This is a genomic window from Emticicia sp. GW821-FHT11C11, from assembly GCF_058808615.1.
This window is the reverse complement of record NZ_JBXARV010000001.1, coordinates 615,403-631,159: the sequence shown is the minus strand read 5'-3', so window position 1 is coordinate 631,159 and position 15,757 is coordinate 615,403. Positions and strand designations below refer to the sequence as shown.

Below are 15,757 nucleotides of genomic sequence, written 5' to 3'. Positions count from 1 at the left end.
ATTATACCAACGTTAAAACATTGAGTTTAAAAGATAAAAAAATACTGTTAGGTGTTACCGGGAGCATCGCTGCCTACAAGTCGGCATTGCTTATACGCTTATTGGTTAAAGCCGGTGCACAGGTAAAGGTAATCATGACCGATGCAGCAAAAGAGTTTATTACTCCGCTCACTTTGTCTACATTATCCAAGAATCCTGTCTTGTCTTCATTCACAAAAAATGACACAGGTGAATGGCACAATCATGTTGAATTGGGGCTCTGGGCAGATATAATGCTCATTGCGCCTGCTTCTGCCAACACACTGGCTAAATGTGCCAACGGTATGGCAGATAACCTGCTGACAGCTACATATCTGTCAGCCAGATGCCCTGTCTTTTTTGCACCGGCCATGGATCTGGACATGTACAAGCATCAGAGTACACTTAATAATATTGAAAAACTGGTTTCGTATGGCAACCATATCATCAGTGCTGAATATGGTGAGCTCGCCAGTGGATTAATAGGCGAAGGCCGTTTCGCAGAGCCTGAGCATATTGTGCATACTTTGCTCCGGCATTTTTTGAAGAATCCGGCACTTACAGGCAAAAAAGTACTTATTACGGCCGGGCCAACTCAGGAATCGATAGACCCTGTGAGGTTTATCAGCAATCATTCATCGGGCAAAATGGGGTTTGCCATTGCTGATGCCTTCCAAATGGCCGGAGCAGAAGTCACGCTTATCCATGGTCCTGTTTCTTTACCACTACCCAGCGGGGTAACTGCTACACAGGTTTTTTCGGCGCAACAAATGTACGAGTCCGCTGAAAAACATTTTCATGAAAGTGACATCGTGATTCTGGCCGCAGCCGTGGCTGACTATACCCCACTGCAAGTAGCCGACAAAAAAATAAAAAAGAAAGAGGCTGTTTTTAATATAGAGCTAACCAGAACTATTGACATTGCCGCTACACTGGGTAAACAAAAGAGAGCAGGGCAACTCATTGTAGGCTTTGCTCTGGAAACCGATAATGAACTGGAAAATGCTAAAAGCAAATTAGAAAGGAAGAACTTTGATCTGATTGTCTTAAATTCGTTACAAGATAAAGGGGCAGGTTTTCGTTATGATACCAACAAAATCAAAATTATTGACCGGGAAGGCAATCAGTATGATTTCGACCTGAAATCGAAACAGGAAGTAGCCGATGATATACTGAAAATTGTACTGGATAAATTTACAGAATAAGATAAGAGTTGTGTTCGATATGAAGAAAATACTAATTATATGGCTGTCGGGTTGTTTTTCAATGGCCGCTTATGCACAGGAACTAAGTTGTAATGTAACCATTATATCAGACCAGATTAACGCACAGCAAGCGTCTGAAAAACAGGTGTTTACGGACATGAAAATGGCTATCAGCGATTTTATGAACAACAAACGCTGGACAAATGATATTTATGCCCAGAACGAACGCGTCAAGTGCAATCTTATCATCACTTTTACGAAATCGCCGCAACAGAATATCTTTCAGGGCAATGCCCAGTTTCAGGTAATCAGGCCAGTTTACAATACGACTTATGAAACCCTACTCCTTACGTATGTAGACCGCAACTTCAATATTTCGTTTTCTCCGGATGACAGACAGATGATTTTTAATGAGCAAAACTTTTCGAATAATCTCACTTCCATTTTAGGCTTTTATTCATTAATCGCATTGACGGTCGACTACGATAGTTTCTCAAAGAACGGGGGCGATCAGTTCCTGACACGCGCCTATAACGTGGCCAATCTGGCTGCCAGTGCAGGGCAAGGCGGATGGGAGCAAACGGGAGACGTAAGAAACAGATACTGGCTGGTTGAAAATCTGCAGAATCAGCAATTGCTTCCTTTCAGAGAAGGGCTTTATACCTATCACAGGCTGGCGTTAGATAACTTAATAAACGATCCTGCAACCGGAAGGCGACAAATACTTGATTTTATGAATTCTATAAAAACCATGCAGCAGTCAAGAACCAATTCGGTGCTGATGAATAGTTTTTTGGATGCGAAAGGACAGGAACTGGTAAATGTTTTCTCGGAAGCGACAAAGGATGAGAAACAAAAGGCTTTTCAGATACTTTCTTCAATAGACCCTTCCAGAACAGAGCTATACAAGAAATTGATACGATAAATTCTAATTGATCTGATTGCTTAATTGAGAGAGTCAATAATCAGTATGTTTATCTACTGAAGCTGACCTGCCAGGAGATATTTTTACTAAAGCGAGTGGAGCGTATATCCATTATTGTTAGATACTCGTTTGAATGGTAAGTCGACGAAAGATTATTGCGCTTTATGAAAATCCGTGCGTAATCTTCTTTCTCCTGCTGTGCAATCAAGTCGTTAATTTCGGTCAATACTTCCTCAAAAGTATTCAAAGTAGCCTTCGTACGGTTTTTCATTCTTCACGAGTTTACTAGATTTATAACACATAAAAAAAGTACAAATTACCTCTGGTAAAGCAGCCGGCGTTGCAAGCAAATTTCATACCATTTTTTATTCACCTTTATTTTGATGCCGTTTGGTAATTTTATCACTTGGAACGCTTATTTTCCAAAATATTTGAGCAATAAAATTCTTTCTTCATAAAAACTATCAAGCGGTACCAATAGGCCAAATCAATGATTTGACGGTGTAATTTCCACAGCAAGCATCGCCATTATAGCTCTGCTTTCTTTACTCTTCAAAATCACTGCAAAAACAAAAGGCTATGCCTGAATGGTTTTTGGTATGATTATTTCTTAGTTAATGTTGGGACATCGTAATGGTCACTCCAACCCTCCCGTAAATGAGCATTTTTGCTCTCCTGGTGATTTGTAAAGATGCTCATTGCAGGGAGGTGTTGGAAGTGATTGTGTACTTTTGCTTGATACGATTTTTTTCTATCAAATATATTCTTTACAAAAAGTAGAATATTCCTGCGAGACATTATTGGAAAAATACAATTTCCTGAAAGAAATTACATTCTGATTTAATAAATCGGTGTAATAGAAATATTCACTCAATAGCAATTGTCAGTAAAAGTGGAGTAACCTTTAATTCCACTTTTCTTTTTTTTATACGCCTTTTGCTTTGGGCAGTATTCAGGCTTATTTTAACAAAAGCAGCAGTTTGACGTCGAGCATGTTTTATTCAATAGCAATTGTACTCTCAAATTCTTCATTCTTTAACCCAACGCTTCTTCTGCTGCGTTTTGTTGATACAAATTTAGGTTCAGATTCACGATCAAAACGGCCTTTTCGATGAAATGCAAAAAATGATGCTTTTTCGGAATCATTTCCAATTTTATCGAAAAAACAGACTTGCTATCAGCATGTTATAAGCAATAGATAATGAAATGATACGACTCTCAGATATCGATATAAACAAAAAGCAGATATGGAGGCCATATCTGCTTTTTGAATCTTATTCCAGAACGTTTATTTAATATCAAGCACTACATATTTTACGTTTTTACGATCGTTCGTATAAGTAACGTGCACCAGCCCATCGCTCGACTGAATAATGGCCGGATAGCTGAACTCCCCTTTTGGCTCATCTTCCAATACGCAAATATCTTTCCAGTTCACACCATCTTTTGAAACCGCCACACTCAGTTTCTGACGTCCGTTCGACCACTGTTTACCCTTTTTCAATGGATTATACACAATTGCCTGTAAACCATTTTTTAAAGTAACGGCATCAGTACCCGAATTAGGATTCGGCAGGTCTGTTACTTTTAATGGCCCCCAGGTTTTGCCATTATCGCTAGACCACGTCTCTACTACATAATTCTGTTTACTCCGGCAAAGCAATTGCATTCTGCCATCGGCATATTGCAGAATACTCGGCTGAATTACTCCGAAGGTATCATTTTCTATAGCAATACTCTCCCAGTTCTTCGCATTCTTATCTGATTTCTCCAGATGAATATGCCAGATATTTCCCTTTACACTTTCTGTGCTGGTTGGGTATAAGATATCGCCATTAGCCAGTTGTACTGGTTTGTTTTTAATGGGTCCCAACATTCCTTCAGGTAATTTTTCTGCCGCTGACCATGTAGCACCATTATCGGTTGATGTTTTTACCTCGCCCCACCATTCTCTTGGATTCTTACCAACTTTATAAAACAGAAAAAGCTTTCCCTCGTTAGTCTTAAACAGAACCGGATTCCACGTAGCATAGCGCAGCTTATCGTTAATAACGCCATCTGCCACTTTTTCAGGTTGCGACCATTGACTTCCGTCATACTTCGATGTCCAGATGCACACATCCGGATTTGACTCACGTGTACCGGCAAACCAGGCGGCCATCATTTTACCTTTCGACAATTCAACTATAGTTGAAGCATGACACTCGGCAAACGGAGGATTTTCGAAAATATTCCCTTTTTTAATGATAGGGCTTTGTGAAAAACTATTTTTGAAGGTCAATAAACAAATCAGAATAAATAGGTGTTGAAGTTTCATAGGATACAATAGTTTTGAGTAAGCTGTTTTTTGATTCATAAAGATTGATAATGTCGGATTACCAAATGGCAAATATCATAGATTAATACGAATTTAATCAGATATATTACTATCGGTCTTCAGAAAACTTATACATTTAGTCTATTCTGTCTCGTTTATTTAACCATACATTACTTTAAATTCATCAATCAAATTTTTGCTTATGGAAGTCATAGTACAGTTTCTGAGTAATATTCCCTGGTGGGTGTATCCTATAATTATTGTTGTTTTACTGGCTGTCCGCGATATTTCACAAAAAAAGCATACAATTCAGCACAATTTCCCCGTTGTTGGGCATCTCCGTTATTTCATAGAAAGCGTCGGGCCTGAGCTTCGCCAATACATAGTAGCCAATAACCGTGAAGAACTACCGTTTAATCGTCGGCAACGTTCATGGATCTACGCGTCGTCTAAAAAGGAGAATAATTTTCAGGGTTTTGGTACCGATCAGGATATGTATAGCTCCGGCTATACTTTCATAAAACCGGCCTTGTTACCTTTAAGACTACCCACCGGCCATCCGAATCTTGCCAATCCTTACATTTGTCCGTCGGCAAAAGTAATTGGTGAATACCATCAACGTAGGCACCCGTATCTGCCTAAATCTATCATCAATGTATCGGGTATGAGTTTTGGTTCGCTGTCTGCCGCAGCTATTGAGTCTCTTAACAAAGGAGCCGACAAGTTTGGCTGTTACCATAATACCGGTGAGGGCGGGGTATCAGCCTATCATAAAATGGGCGCAGATGTAGTGATAAACATTGGTACAGCTTATTTTGGTGTGAGAGATGACGACGGCAACTTTGTAATGGAAAAACTCGTAAAGCTCTGCAAGGATAATCCGTCAGTGAAAATGATTGAACTGAAATTGTCGCAGGGAGCCAAACCCGGTAAAGGTGGTGTATTGCCCGCTTCTAAACTAACACAGGAACTGGCCGAAATCAGGCACGTGCCTTTGGGGAAAGATGTTATTTCTCCGGCTAATCATAGTGCGTTTTCAAACATTCCTGAAATGGTCGATTTCATAGAAAAAATGGCCGATGCCACCGGGCTACCTGTAGGCATTAAATCGGCTGTTGGTAAAACGGAGATGTGGGAAGAACTGGCTGATATAATGAAGAAAACAGGAAAAGGGCCGGATTTTATTAATATTGACGGTGGAGAAGGCGGAACAGGAGCCGCACCGCCCAGCTTTGCCGACCATGTTTCCTTACCTTTTGTTTACGCGTTTTCATCTGTTTATAAAATATTTCAGAAAAGAGACCTGAACGATAAAATCACTTTTATGGGAGCAGGGAAACTCGGTTTGCCAGACAAGGCTATTATGGCTTTTGCCATGGGTGTCGATGTAATCAATGTAGCCCGGGAAGCCATGATGTCTATCGGTTGCATACAGGCACAGGTTTGCCACACGAACACGTGTCCTACCGGAGTAGCTACCCAAAACAAATGGCTACAGGCAGGTATTGACCCCACACTGAAAAGTGAACGCCTCTACAATTACATGAAAACTATGACCAAAGAGATATTGGAAATCTGCCATGCCTGCGGTTACGAACACCCCAGCCAGTTTATGATGGATGACGTTGACGTGGCAATGGGCGACAACAACAAAACACAGTCTCTGCGTACTACCTATCAATATCAGAAGACTCCGGTAAAATTTGAAGGCTTTCAAAAGTTATTGGAAAGCCCGTATCTGGGTGGTAAGTCGTCACATTGATCTGATACAAAAAGAGAGCGGGAGGTGGTCATCTCCCGCTCTCTTTTTGTACATTAATCATTCAATTTCAGACAGCTTCTATCTGAGACTCTAAATTTTACTATATTCGGACTTTCATACAACCACCTTAACTTATTGATTAATGAAAAAACTTTTCTTTCTGATTCTGATAAGCCTTGTAAGCGCTGATGCTTTCTCGCAAACCGCTTCGATAAACCCGGCGATTAATGAAGTACTCGAAGAAATAAAAGCTTTTTATAAAAGAGAAGATGCCGGAGACACTATCAATTCTGCTTACCCTTTCGGCAGAAACCGGGAAGAAGATTTTCTACGCAGATATCAGTTTTTTAAAAAGGAATCTGACAAACTGAATGTCATTGATGAAGTCAAACTGACATTTGATGATCAGATAAACATGGCACTACTGAAATACCAACTTAACGATGAGCTGATTTCCTATGAATACAAAGAATACCTGAATCCTATCCTTTCTGATGAAGGGTTCCATACCAGTCTGGCAAGAATTGCGCCTGCAGGTTTTACTACTAAAAAACAGGCTGAACACTACCTGACCAAACTGAGAGGAATACCTGTTTTTGTTGAGGAAAACCTGGCATTAATCAGAAAAGGACTATCATTAGGTATCTCGCAACCCAGCGTAGCGCTAAAAGGCTATGAGGCTACCTATAACACACACATTGTTGACAACTACGAAAAATCAGTCTTCTGGAAACCCTTCAGTGAAAAGCCACAGGGTATTTCTCAGGAAGACTGGGCACTGCTGCAAGCAGAAGGCAGAAAACAGATTGAGGAAAGTGTGATTCCGAGCTATACAAAAATCAGAACGTTTTTTGAGAAAGAGTATCACCCTAAAACCAGAACCACTCTTGGGGCTTCTCATTTTCCGAACGGTAAAAAATTCTATGCCGAAAAAGTGAAGCATTTCACTACTACCAACAAAACTCCTGATGAAATTTACACAATAGGCTTGCAGGAAGTAGAGCGCATCAGAAAGGAAATGCAGCAGGTGCTTAATGAAGTAAAATTCAATGGGTCTATCAAAGAATTTATAGATTATCTCAGAAATGAGCCTAAGTTTTACCCCACAAGCGGCGAACAACTGCTCAAGGAAGCATCATTCATTGCCAAAAAGATTGACGGTAAATTGCCATTGCTATTCGGCAAACTACCCCGCCAGCCTTATGGCGTGGTGCCTGTGCCCGATTATCTGGCACCCACTTATACAGCTGGCAGGTACAGTGGTGCCTCTATCCACTCAAAAAATGCGGGTAATTACTGGGTAAACACCTATAACCTGCCCAGCCGTACTTTATACACACTGGAAGCGCTTACATTGCATGAAGCCGTGCCAGGGCATCACCTGCAGATATCACTGACACAAGAGTTGGACTATCTGCCGGATTTCAGACGAAACCTGTACGTAAATGCGTATGGTGAAGGCTGGGGTTTATACGGTGAGTATCTGGGTTATGAATTAGGCCTTTATAAAGATCCTTATAGTCTGTTTGGAAGGTTGACCTATGAAATGTGGCGCGCCTGCCGCCTGGTAATTGATGTAGGCATCCACGATAAAGACTGGACGCGTGAACAGGCTGTAAGTTTTCTAGCCGATAACACAGCTCTTTCATTGCATGAAGTCAATACTGAAATCAACCGTTATATCTCATGGCCGGGACAAGCCCTGGCTTACAAAATCGGAGAAATAACCATTAAGAATCAGCGCAAAAAAGCGGAGGAAGCACTTAAAGATAAATTTGATGTGCGTACATTTCATGATATGGTTCTGTCGCAGGGAACTGTAACCATGGCAATACTCGAAAAAATGGTTGACAAGTACATTGCCGAAGAACTTAAAAAGAAGACTGAGAAATAAAAACTATCGTGCCACGGTTCGAAACCGTGGCACGATTAAATCTACACCCAGTCAATCCCTTTTCTCAGCAATTTAAGTGTTTTCTCTTCTTCACTATCAGGCTCAGGTTTGTAGTCATATACCCAGTTCGCTACAGGCGGTAAACTCATCAGGATAGATTCCGTGCGGCCATTGGTTTCGAGCCCGAACTTCGTACCTCTGTCCCACACCAGATTAAATTCTACATAACGTCCTCTGCGAAACATCTGCCAGTTTGTTTCACGTTCACCATAAGGCAGTTGACTGTTTTTTGCCATCAGATGTGTATAAACAGGTGCAAAGCTCTCCCCTACAGACTGCACAAAGGCAAACAATTCTTCTTTGGGCAATTGTTCTGTAGGTTTCAGGTAATCGAAGAATATTCCCCCTACGCCACGGGTCTCGTTTCTATGTGGAAGAAAAAAGTAATTATCTGCCCATTCCTTATATTTTGTGTAATACTCAGGGGCATGTTTATCGCAGGCCGCTTTCAGTTGTTCATGAAACCAGCGGGCATCATCTTCTACTACATAATGCGGGGTCAGGTCAATCCCGCCACCAAACCAGCACGTACCATTGGCCAGTTCAAAATAGCGCACGTTCATGTGTATAATAGGTACCCCCGGGTTAACCGGATGCTGCACAATAGATACGCCGGTAGCAAAATAGTCTGACTTTTCAGGCAGATTCAGTTGTTTTTGCAGGGCATCAGACACTTCGCCCGAAACCGCCGAAAAGTTTACGCCTCCTTTTGCTATAATATTACCATCTACTATTACTCTGGTGCGTCCGCCTCCGCCGCTCTGATGTTGCCATTGGTCTTCATGAAACTTCCCTTTGCCATCCGTATTTTCTATGGCAGCACATATATCATCTTGCAGGTTCCTGAAGTATTCAGCAATATTTTCTTTGGATAACATAAGATTCTTTTCAAATTTTGTGGCAATTTAGCGACACTTATAGAGCTACCAATAACAATTTTTCTTTTTTATCGATTTATGCAGCTAAAAGGAATAACAGCCGTAGTTACCGGAGGAGCATCAGGATTAGGCGAAGCCGTTGTCAGAAGATTTGTAAAAGCAGGCGCCAATGCCGTGATAGCAGACCTGAATGAAGAGAAAGGCAAAGCACTGGCCGGAGAACTGGGGCGAAAAGCAAAATTTGTAAAATGCGATGTTTCGTCAGAGAAAGATGCGCAGAAAGTGATGAATCAGGCCATAGCTCGTTTCAAAGCCATACATATTCTGGTCAATTGCGCCGGTATTGCCCCACCTGCCCGCACTGTAGGTAAAGAAGGCCCGCATTCCTTGACTCATTTTCAGAAAATCATCAATATCAACCTGATAGGTTCATTCAATATGATTCGTCTGGCGGCATTTGAAATGACCAACAATGAAGCTAATGATGGAGGCGAAAGAGGCGTGATTATCAATACAGCTTCAGTAGCTGCCTATGACGGACAAATCGGGCAGGCAGCGTATGCTGCTTCAAAGGGTGGTATTGTATCTATGACCTTACCCATTGCCAGAGATTTATCCAGAAACGGAATCAGGGTAATGACCATCGCGCCGGGTATTTTTAAAACCCCATTAATGGCTTCTCTACCCGAAGAAGCACAGTTATCATTGGGTCAACAGGTGCCCTTCCCTTCTCGTTTGGGTCAGCCGGACGAATACGCACAACTCGCCCAGCATATTGTAGAAAACACCATGCTGAACGGAGAAGTAATACGGCTGGATGGCGCAATCAGAATGGCACCGAAATGACAGTTCAATTAGTACAACAAAACACCATTGAAAAAATAAACCTGATACGCCCTTATGTTTTCTCTTAATAATATAATACGCCAACATATTCTTACACTTGCCCCTTACTCATCTGCCCGCGATGAATATACGGGCAAAGAAGGTATTTTTCTGGATGCCAACGAAAACCCTTTCGGCTCTGTGATAGAGGGGAATTATAATCGTTACCCCGACCCCTATCAAACGGACATTAAAGAAAAACTGGCAAAGATAAAAGAAGTGCGCCCGGGACAGATTTTTCTGGGCAACGGCTCTGACGAAGCCATTGACTTATTGATTCGGGCAACGTGCGAGCCCAAAGAAGATAATATTCTGATTATGCCACCGACCTACGGTATGTACAAAGTATGTGCCGATGTGCAGAATACACCGGTGATACAGGTACCGCTGACACCTGATTTTCAGATAAATACGGAAGCCGTATTAGCAGCGGTTACGCCAAATACCAAATTGATATGGGTTTGCTCGCCTAATAACCCATCCGGGAATCTGGTTAGCAGACAGGCCGTCTTAGAGATTCTGGATAATTTTAGAACCGGACTGGTGATAGTAGATGAAGCCTACATTGATTTTGCCGATGCCGGGTCTTTTACCAGGCTACTGGATACCTACCCGAATCTGGTAGTATTGCAAACCTTCTCTAAAGCATGGGGCTTGGCAGCCTTGCGCTTCGGAATGGCCTTCGCTTCAGAAGAACTGATCAGGATTCTGAATAAAATCAAATATCCTTATAATCTTAATGCCGTAACGCAATCGTTGATTCTGGAGGCGTTGGATAATGAAGAGACCAAAAACAAGTACGTGAAAGAGATTTTAAAGGCGCGCCAGCATCTGGCAGACCTGTTAAGTGAATTGCCTTTGGTCAAGCATATCTACCCGTCTGACTCTAACCAGTTACTGGTTAAGTTTGAGGATGCCAAGGCTGTTTTTAAGTATCTGATTGACCAGAAGATTATTACCAGAGACCGCTCAAACGTGCAATTGTGCGAAGGTTGTATCCGTATTTCAATCGGTACAGATACTGAAAATGTCACTTTAATAGAAGCATTGAAAGCCTATTAATTCTATAAAATAAGAGCGGCCCAAAAAATTTTCGGGCCGCTCTTATTTTATCAAACTCATCGGGAAACCCGTTAGTTAGTTATTTTCAGTACTCAACCAGTCCTTTCTTAACTTCAATTGTGCTGCTGTCGGGTTTGCAGCCAGTTTCAATACATTCTTTTCTACTACCTCCACCATTATTGCCGGTGACGACAACTTCACTATTTCCTCCTTGCCTTCACTGTTTTTACGGGCTACTTCCATCACAACTATATCACCTTCCTTGGTAGTGCTGGCATACTCATCCAGTATATGCTGTGCTTTCATCATTTCAAACGGTTGGCCGTTTAAAGATACAATCTCATCATTTAGCTGATATCCCATTTTCTTTCCAAACTCATTTATTTTGCTCACATTGGCCACCTTAATTCGTTTGGTTTGCGCATTATAACCGAGGTTAATACCGCCAAGGCTAACTTTTTTCACGGTTGCTTCAGGTAAGAAATCAATGCCTACACTTTGAAAAGTCTCAACCAGTGGCAAAGGTTCAGGGCCTTCTACATATTTGGTAAAGAACTCGCGTATTTCAGGGTAAGTCAATGCCGTGATTTTATCAAACAATTCATCATCCTTAAACGATTTCGTTTTACCGTAAGTTTTTGCCAGGTCACGCATCAGGTTCTGAGTACCATATTTCCCGCCTGACAACTGGCGAAGTTTAATATCAAGTACCAGACCAATCAATGCCCCTTTGTTATACACATTCATATACTGGTTTTTGTATTTGTCCAGTACATCTTTGCTCATTTCAGTAAACGGCAGCTTATCGTTCAGCCTATACATGGTTCCGATTTTCTCCTGCAACATACCCAGATATTGCTCTGTGCCAACCAATCCATATTTAGCCTGCATGTGTCCTGCGGCATATTCCGTAGCTCCTTCATACATCCACAGGTGTTTCGACATCTTCGGTGAATTATAATCAAAATCACCGATTTCTTCCGAGTGAATGCTCAAAGGTGTAATGATATGGAAAAACTCGTGCGATGCCACATCTTTTACGGTCTGAGCAAGCTCCTTTGAAGTGCCCTCGGGCAGGTAATAGAACGATGAATACGAGTGCTCCAATGCACCATAGCTCATCAGATTCGGGTTATCTGACAACACAATCAAAAAGGCGTATTTCTGAATCGGCAGTTTACCACCCAGATAATCTTTTTGTGCATTGAGCAGCGAATTGATATTAGCTGCAATCTCTTTAGAGTTAGCTTTTTTGTTAGGCGAGAAAACTGATACCAGAATGTCGGCCCCACCGATTTTCAACACGGTAGTATCCGGGCGGGTATAAAGAATCGGCGCATCAGATAAATCCATGTAGTTATCCGCTTCAAAAACATCGCGGGTTGCAGAAGTAGAAGCAAAATTCATGGAAGTGGCGCCATAAAACCCTTCAGGCTTGGTGAAAGACACTCTGTAAGGCACTTTCGTCATGCCATCAAAATAACCGAAAAAACAAAAAGTGTTCACGGCAAACTTCTTGTTAGGGTCAATATCACTACCGGCAGGTTCAAATATCTTCTCACCTTTTATTTCCGGCGAATCCCACGTATCATCAATTTTATAGGTGATCTTGTAAAGACTCTTCGCATTCTTAACAGACCAACTGTTTACATCTGCTCTTACAACCGGAAGCGTATCGCCTTTGGCAGTATAAGCTTTGAAATTGGAAACATAACGGCCAAAATCGTAGTTAGCATAAGTACCCGGTACAATCTTAGGCAGGAAATACGTTATCTCGTCGGTATTGATTTTGGGAGCAACCAAAGAAACCTCCAGTTTATCGCGTTCTACTTTTGTCAGGTCAACAGAAAACTGATACAGGTTATCTTTTTGTGTGGATGATGTACTCACCGAAGCGCTTCTCGTACAGGCAGTCATGACGGCCATCGTCAGAAGCAAATATGCTATTCTTTTCATAAATAATTGATTATCGTTTGTTAATAAAACTCACATGGAATATGGACTGTAAACGCACAAAGTTACCAATTCGTATGACACCACAAAACATACCGAATAAGCAATAACCGGTAAAATCTTCTTTTCTGTTGGTTCAAAGATTGCTAATCAAATAACAGGCTTGTAAGATGCGCGGCAAATAAGTAAAAAAAAATGAGCAGGCTATCACCCATTTTCGGGGATATTTCGTTCTTTAGCAAAGCGTTGGAATGGTAATTTTGTAAATTATTCCAATAGATTCCTGAAGGAAACATCCTGTAAATCTTAAATTGAAGAAATATGGAATTAGACTTTTCAATTGTCGATGTGTTTGCTCAGCAAAAATACCAGGGTAATCAGTTGGCTGTATTCAGAAATGCACAAGGGCTGACGGACGAGCAAATGCTGAAAATTGCCCGGGAAATCAATTTTCAGGAAACCACCTTCATTCTTTCAGACGAAACCGTTGACTGCGGTTATGATGTGCGGATTTTTACTCCTGAATACGAAGTGCCGTTTGCCGGTCATCCCACATTAGGTACTGCGTTTGTACTGATGGGCGAATCAGAATCTGATATAACTCTGAACCTGAAAATAGGAAAGGTGCCTGTCAAACCAGACAATGGTTTTTTATGGTTTGAACTGAACAACCCTATCTTCGGAGCTACTTTCCAAACTGATATTGCTCCTTTGCTGGGTATTTCTCCAACTGATATCGACGAAACCCTGCCTATACAACTGGTTTCAACCGGCTTGCCTTATCTGATTTTCCCGCTTAAAACACTCAGGGCTGTTCAGGAAGTGCAGATAAACGCACCGACCATAACCCAATGGCTGGCAGATAACCAATTGCATAAAAGTAATTCGCCTGATGGGCTCACTGCCGCTTTCTTTGTGTATACCTCAGAAACTCACGCAGAAGTGAATCACCTGCATGCACGAATGCTTTGCCTTGAAAACAATAAAATTGTGGAAGACGCCGCAACAGGAAGCGCCAATAGCTGTTTATTAGCTTTTTTACTCAAATACGAATTGCCTGTTATTCACAAATTTGTAGAGCAGGGTTATGAGATCAACCGCCCTTCATTAATCAGTATTAAAGGTGAGCTAAGCGATGACGGAAAATACAAATTACAGGTAGGCGGTAAAGCCCAATTGGTTGCACAAGGTAAATGGTTTGTGTAGAACCAAAATTTTACGATTTTTGTACAAATAAGCTAAATATCTAACCTACCTCATGGCTAAGAATACATTCAGAAGTAAAACACCTGCCCCTAAGAAATCTAAAACCTCGTCAAGACCCCGATTAGCCTCTGTTTGGGTCAGATTGAAGCGTGTCCTCATCAGGTTCGTGATTTTTTTCTTTGTTTCTACCATCAGTGCGGTTGTCTTTTTCAAATTTGTGCCTGTTCCTTTTACGGTAACCATGTTTTCAAGAAAAATAGAAGCCATTGCCGAGAGTAAAGACAGCGAGATTCATTACCAATGGGTTTCTTACGATAAGATATCAAAAGAAATGCCTCTGGCTGTGGTGGCAGCTGAAGACCAGCTTTTTACGGTACACAAAGGGTTTGATTTCGGATCTATGAAGACTGCCTTTAACAGGAATCTGAAAGGCCGGAAAATAAGAGGCGCCAGTACCATTTCTCAGCAGGTAGCCAAAAACGTTTTTCTATGGCAAACCCGTAGTTATATCCGCAAAGCCATTGAGGTCTATTTCACGGTGCTGATAGAGCTTATATGGGGTAAACAACGTATTCTGGAGGTGTACCTGAATGTAGCCGAAACGGGCGATATGACGTTCGGCGTAGAGGCGGCATCCAGCCGTTACTTTAATAAATCAGCCAAAAATCTTACCCGCGAACAAGCCGCTCGTATAGCGGCCGTATTACCCAGCCCAAGAAAATGGTCTATCCAAAAACCGGGGCCTTACGTAACCCGTAGAACAGCAGGAATTGTCCGGCAGATGCGGGCTTTGGGTGGGCCTGCATTTCTGAAAGACTTGCGGAAATTTTAAAATAAATACCCGCCAAAGACAGGTATTTATCTGACCTATTGATAAATAATACTAATACATATTTGTTGTATGCCTACACAGGTATGATTCCAGTTATGTAATTGGTACAGGATTCTATTTTACACCAAATGCTACTTCGGTGTTTTCCCATGCCAGGCTCACTGAATTTTTGTTAACTGCATACCACAGTTTTTCGTTAAATGCCTTGGCTTTCTTTGGTTTTACTGTCACTCGTAAAGCATCTTGCGTGGCGTCATACTTAAATGCACCCCATTGGTTTGGCACTTTGTTGAAAATGATAGTCCATTCATTCGTACCGGGAATCGTAAAGAAGCCGTATTTACCGGCAGGAAGGCTCTTCCCTTCAATACTTACGTCTTTCGAAAACTCAATGGTGGTGGCCTCATTGGCACCTGCCCGCCACACTTCATTATAAGGAACCAGTTTACCCCAAATCTCACGGCCTTTTACTGACGGTTGACCGTAATTGACAGTTACACTCTTGCCGTTAATTTGTCCGCTGGCAGTAGCTGGTGGTGACGGACGCTTGGTCTTGTCTTCCTGCGCTGAAAGAGTAAATGAAAGAAACGAGAGAGCGAAAAAAACTGCCATAAGCACCGATTTTTCTGTGTTCTTTTGCATAGCTTTGTTAGTAGTTTTAGAATTTGAAAATTGGTTTATCGAATCGACCTGACAAAGCTATGAAGACACTACACATGCGCCTATTCAAGACCTTTCCAAGTCTATTCAAGTTCATTCA

General features: G+C 41.6%; 13 protein-coding genes. 8 read left to right on the top strand and 5 right to left on the bottom strand.

Annotation, left to right across the window (positions count from 1 at the left end; genetic code table 11):
- Positions 1-20 precede the first annotated feature (20 nt).
- Together coaBC and porD are read left to right on the top strand one after the other, a co-directional pair.
- Positions 21-1,223: a bifunctional phosphopantothenoylcysteine decarboxylase/phosphopantothenate--cysteine ligase CoaBC gene (gene coaBC / locus AC1RRY_RS02545; RefSeq protein WP_492818275.1), complete on the top strand. Its 1,203-nt coding sequence runs from the start codon at positions 21-23 to the stop codon at positions 1,221-1,223.
- Positions 1,224-1,242: 19 nt separating this feature from the next.
- Complete coding sequence (gene porD, locus AC1RRY_RS02540; protein WP_492818277.1) at positions 1,243-2,148, top strand: type IX secretion system protein PorD; 906 nt, start codon at positions 1,243-1,245, stop codon at positions 2,146-2,148.
- Between the two features lie 49 nt (positions 2,149-2,197).
- Here porD and AC1RRY_RS02535 read toward each other — a convergent pair whose 3' ends face one another.
- Together AC1RRY_RS02535 and AC1RRY_RS02530 are read right to left on the bottom strand one after the other, a co-directional pair.
- The gene (locus tag AC1RRY_RS02535) at positions 2,198-2,419 is read right to left on the bottom strand and encodes a hypothetical protein (protein WP_492818279.1); all 222 of its coding nucleotides are present in this window, start codon (positions 2,417-2,419) and stop codon (positions 2,198-2,200) included.
- A 1,017-nt stretch (positions 2,420-3,436) separates the two neighbouring features.
- The gene (locus AC1RRY_RS02530) at positions 3,437-4,465 is read right to left on the bottom strand and encodes a sialidase family protein (RefSeq protein ID WP_492818281.1); all 1,029 of its coding nucleotides are present in this window, start codon (positions 4,463-4,465) and stop codon (positions 3,437-3,439) included.
- 202 nt (positions 4,466-4,667) lie between these two features.
- Between AC1RRY_RS02530 and AC1RRY_RS02525 the strand changes: the two genes are divergently transcribed.
- Positions 4,668-6,227: an FMN-binding glutamate synthase family protein gene (locus tag AC1RRY_RS02525; RefSeq protein ID WP_492818283.1), complete on the top strand. Its 1,560-nt coding sequence runs from the start codon at positions 4,668-4,670 to the stop codon at positions 6,225-6,227.
- Positions 6,228-6,369: 142 nt separating this feature from the next.
- A complete protein-coding gene (locus AC1RRY_RS02520) occupies positions 6,370-8,121 on the top strand; it encodes a DUF885 domain-containing protein (protein WP_492818285.1) in 1,752 nt (583 codons plus the stop codon).
- A 41-nt stretch (positions 8,122-8,162) separates the two neighbouring features.
- Here the strand turns inward: AC1RRY_RS02520 and hemF are convergent, their stop codons facing one another.
- A complete protein-coding gene (hemF, locus tag AC1RRY_RS02515) occupies positions 8,163-9,059 on the bottom strand; it encodes an oxygen-dependent coproporphyrinogen oxidase (protein WP_492818287.1) in 897 nt (298 codons plus the stop codon).
- Positions 9,060-9,137: 78 nt separating this feature from the next.
- Here hemF and AC1RRY_RS02510 point away from each other — a divergent pair, with 78 nt between their 5' ends.
- Entirely contained in the window at positions 9,138-9,905 is a 768-nt protein-coding gene (locus tag AC1RRY_RS02510; protein ID WP_492818289.1) for a 3-hydroxyacyl-CoA dehydrogenase, read from the top strand.
- Between the two features lie 54 nt (positions 9,906-9,959).
- Entirely contained in the window at positions 9,960-11,006 is a 1,047-nt protein-coding gene (hisC, locus tag AC1RRY_RS02505) for a histidinol-phosphate transaminase (RefSeq protein ID WP_492818291.1), read from the top strand.
- A 75-nt stretch (positions 11,007-11,081) separates the two neighbouring features.
- On the opposite strand, the gene AC1RRY_RS02500 is transcribed toward hisC, so the two are convergent.
- The gene (locus tag AC1RRY_RS02500; RefSeq protein ID WP_492818293.1) at positions 11,082-12,962 is read right to left on the bottom strand and encodes a M61 family metallopeptidase; all 1,881 of its coding nucleotides are present in this window, start codon (positions 12,960-12,962) and stop codon (positions 11,082-11,084) included.
- A gap of 318 nt (positions 12,963-13,280) precedes the next feature.
- Here AC1RRY_RS02500 and AC1RRY_RS02495 point away from each other — a divergent pair, with 318 nt between their 5' ends.
- A complete protein-coding gene (locus AC1RRY_RS02495) occupies positions 13,281-14,165 on the top strand; it encodes a PhzF family phenazine biosynthesis protein (RefSeq protein WP_492818295.1) in 885 nt (294 codons plus the stop codon).
- 52 nt (positions 14,166-14,217) lie between these two features.
- Complete coding sequence (mtgA, locus tag AC1RRY_RS02490; protein WP_492818297.1) at positions 14,218-14,997, top strand: monofunctional biosynthetic peptidoglycan transglycosylase; 780 nt, start codon at positions 14,218-14,220, stop codon at positions 14,995-14,997.
- A gap of 114 nt (positions 14,998-15,111) precedes the next feature.
- On the opposite strand, the gene AC1RRY_RS02485 is transcribed toward mtgA, so the two are convergent.
- Complete coding sequence (locus AC1RRY_RS02485) at positions 15,112-15,639, bottom strand: DUF2911 domain-containing protein (protein ID WP_492818299.1); 528 nt, start codon at positions 15,637-15,639, stop codon at positions 15,112-15,114.
- Between the last annotated feature and the right edge of the window lie 118 nt (positions 15,640-15,757).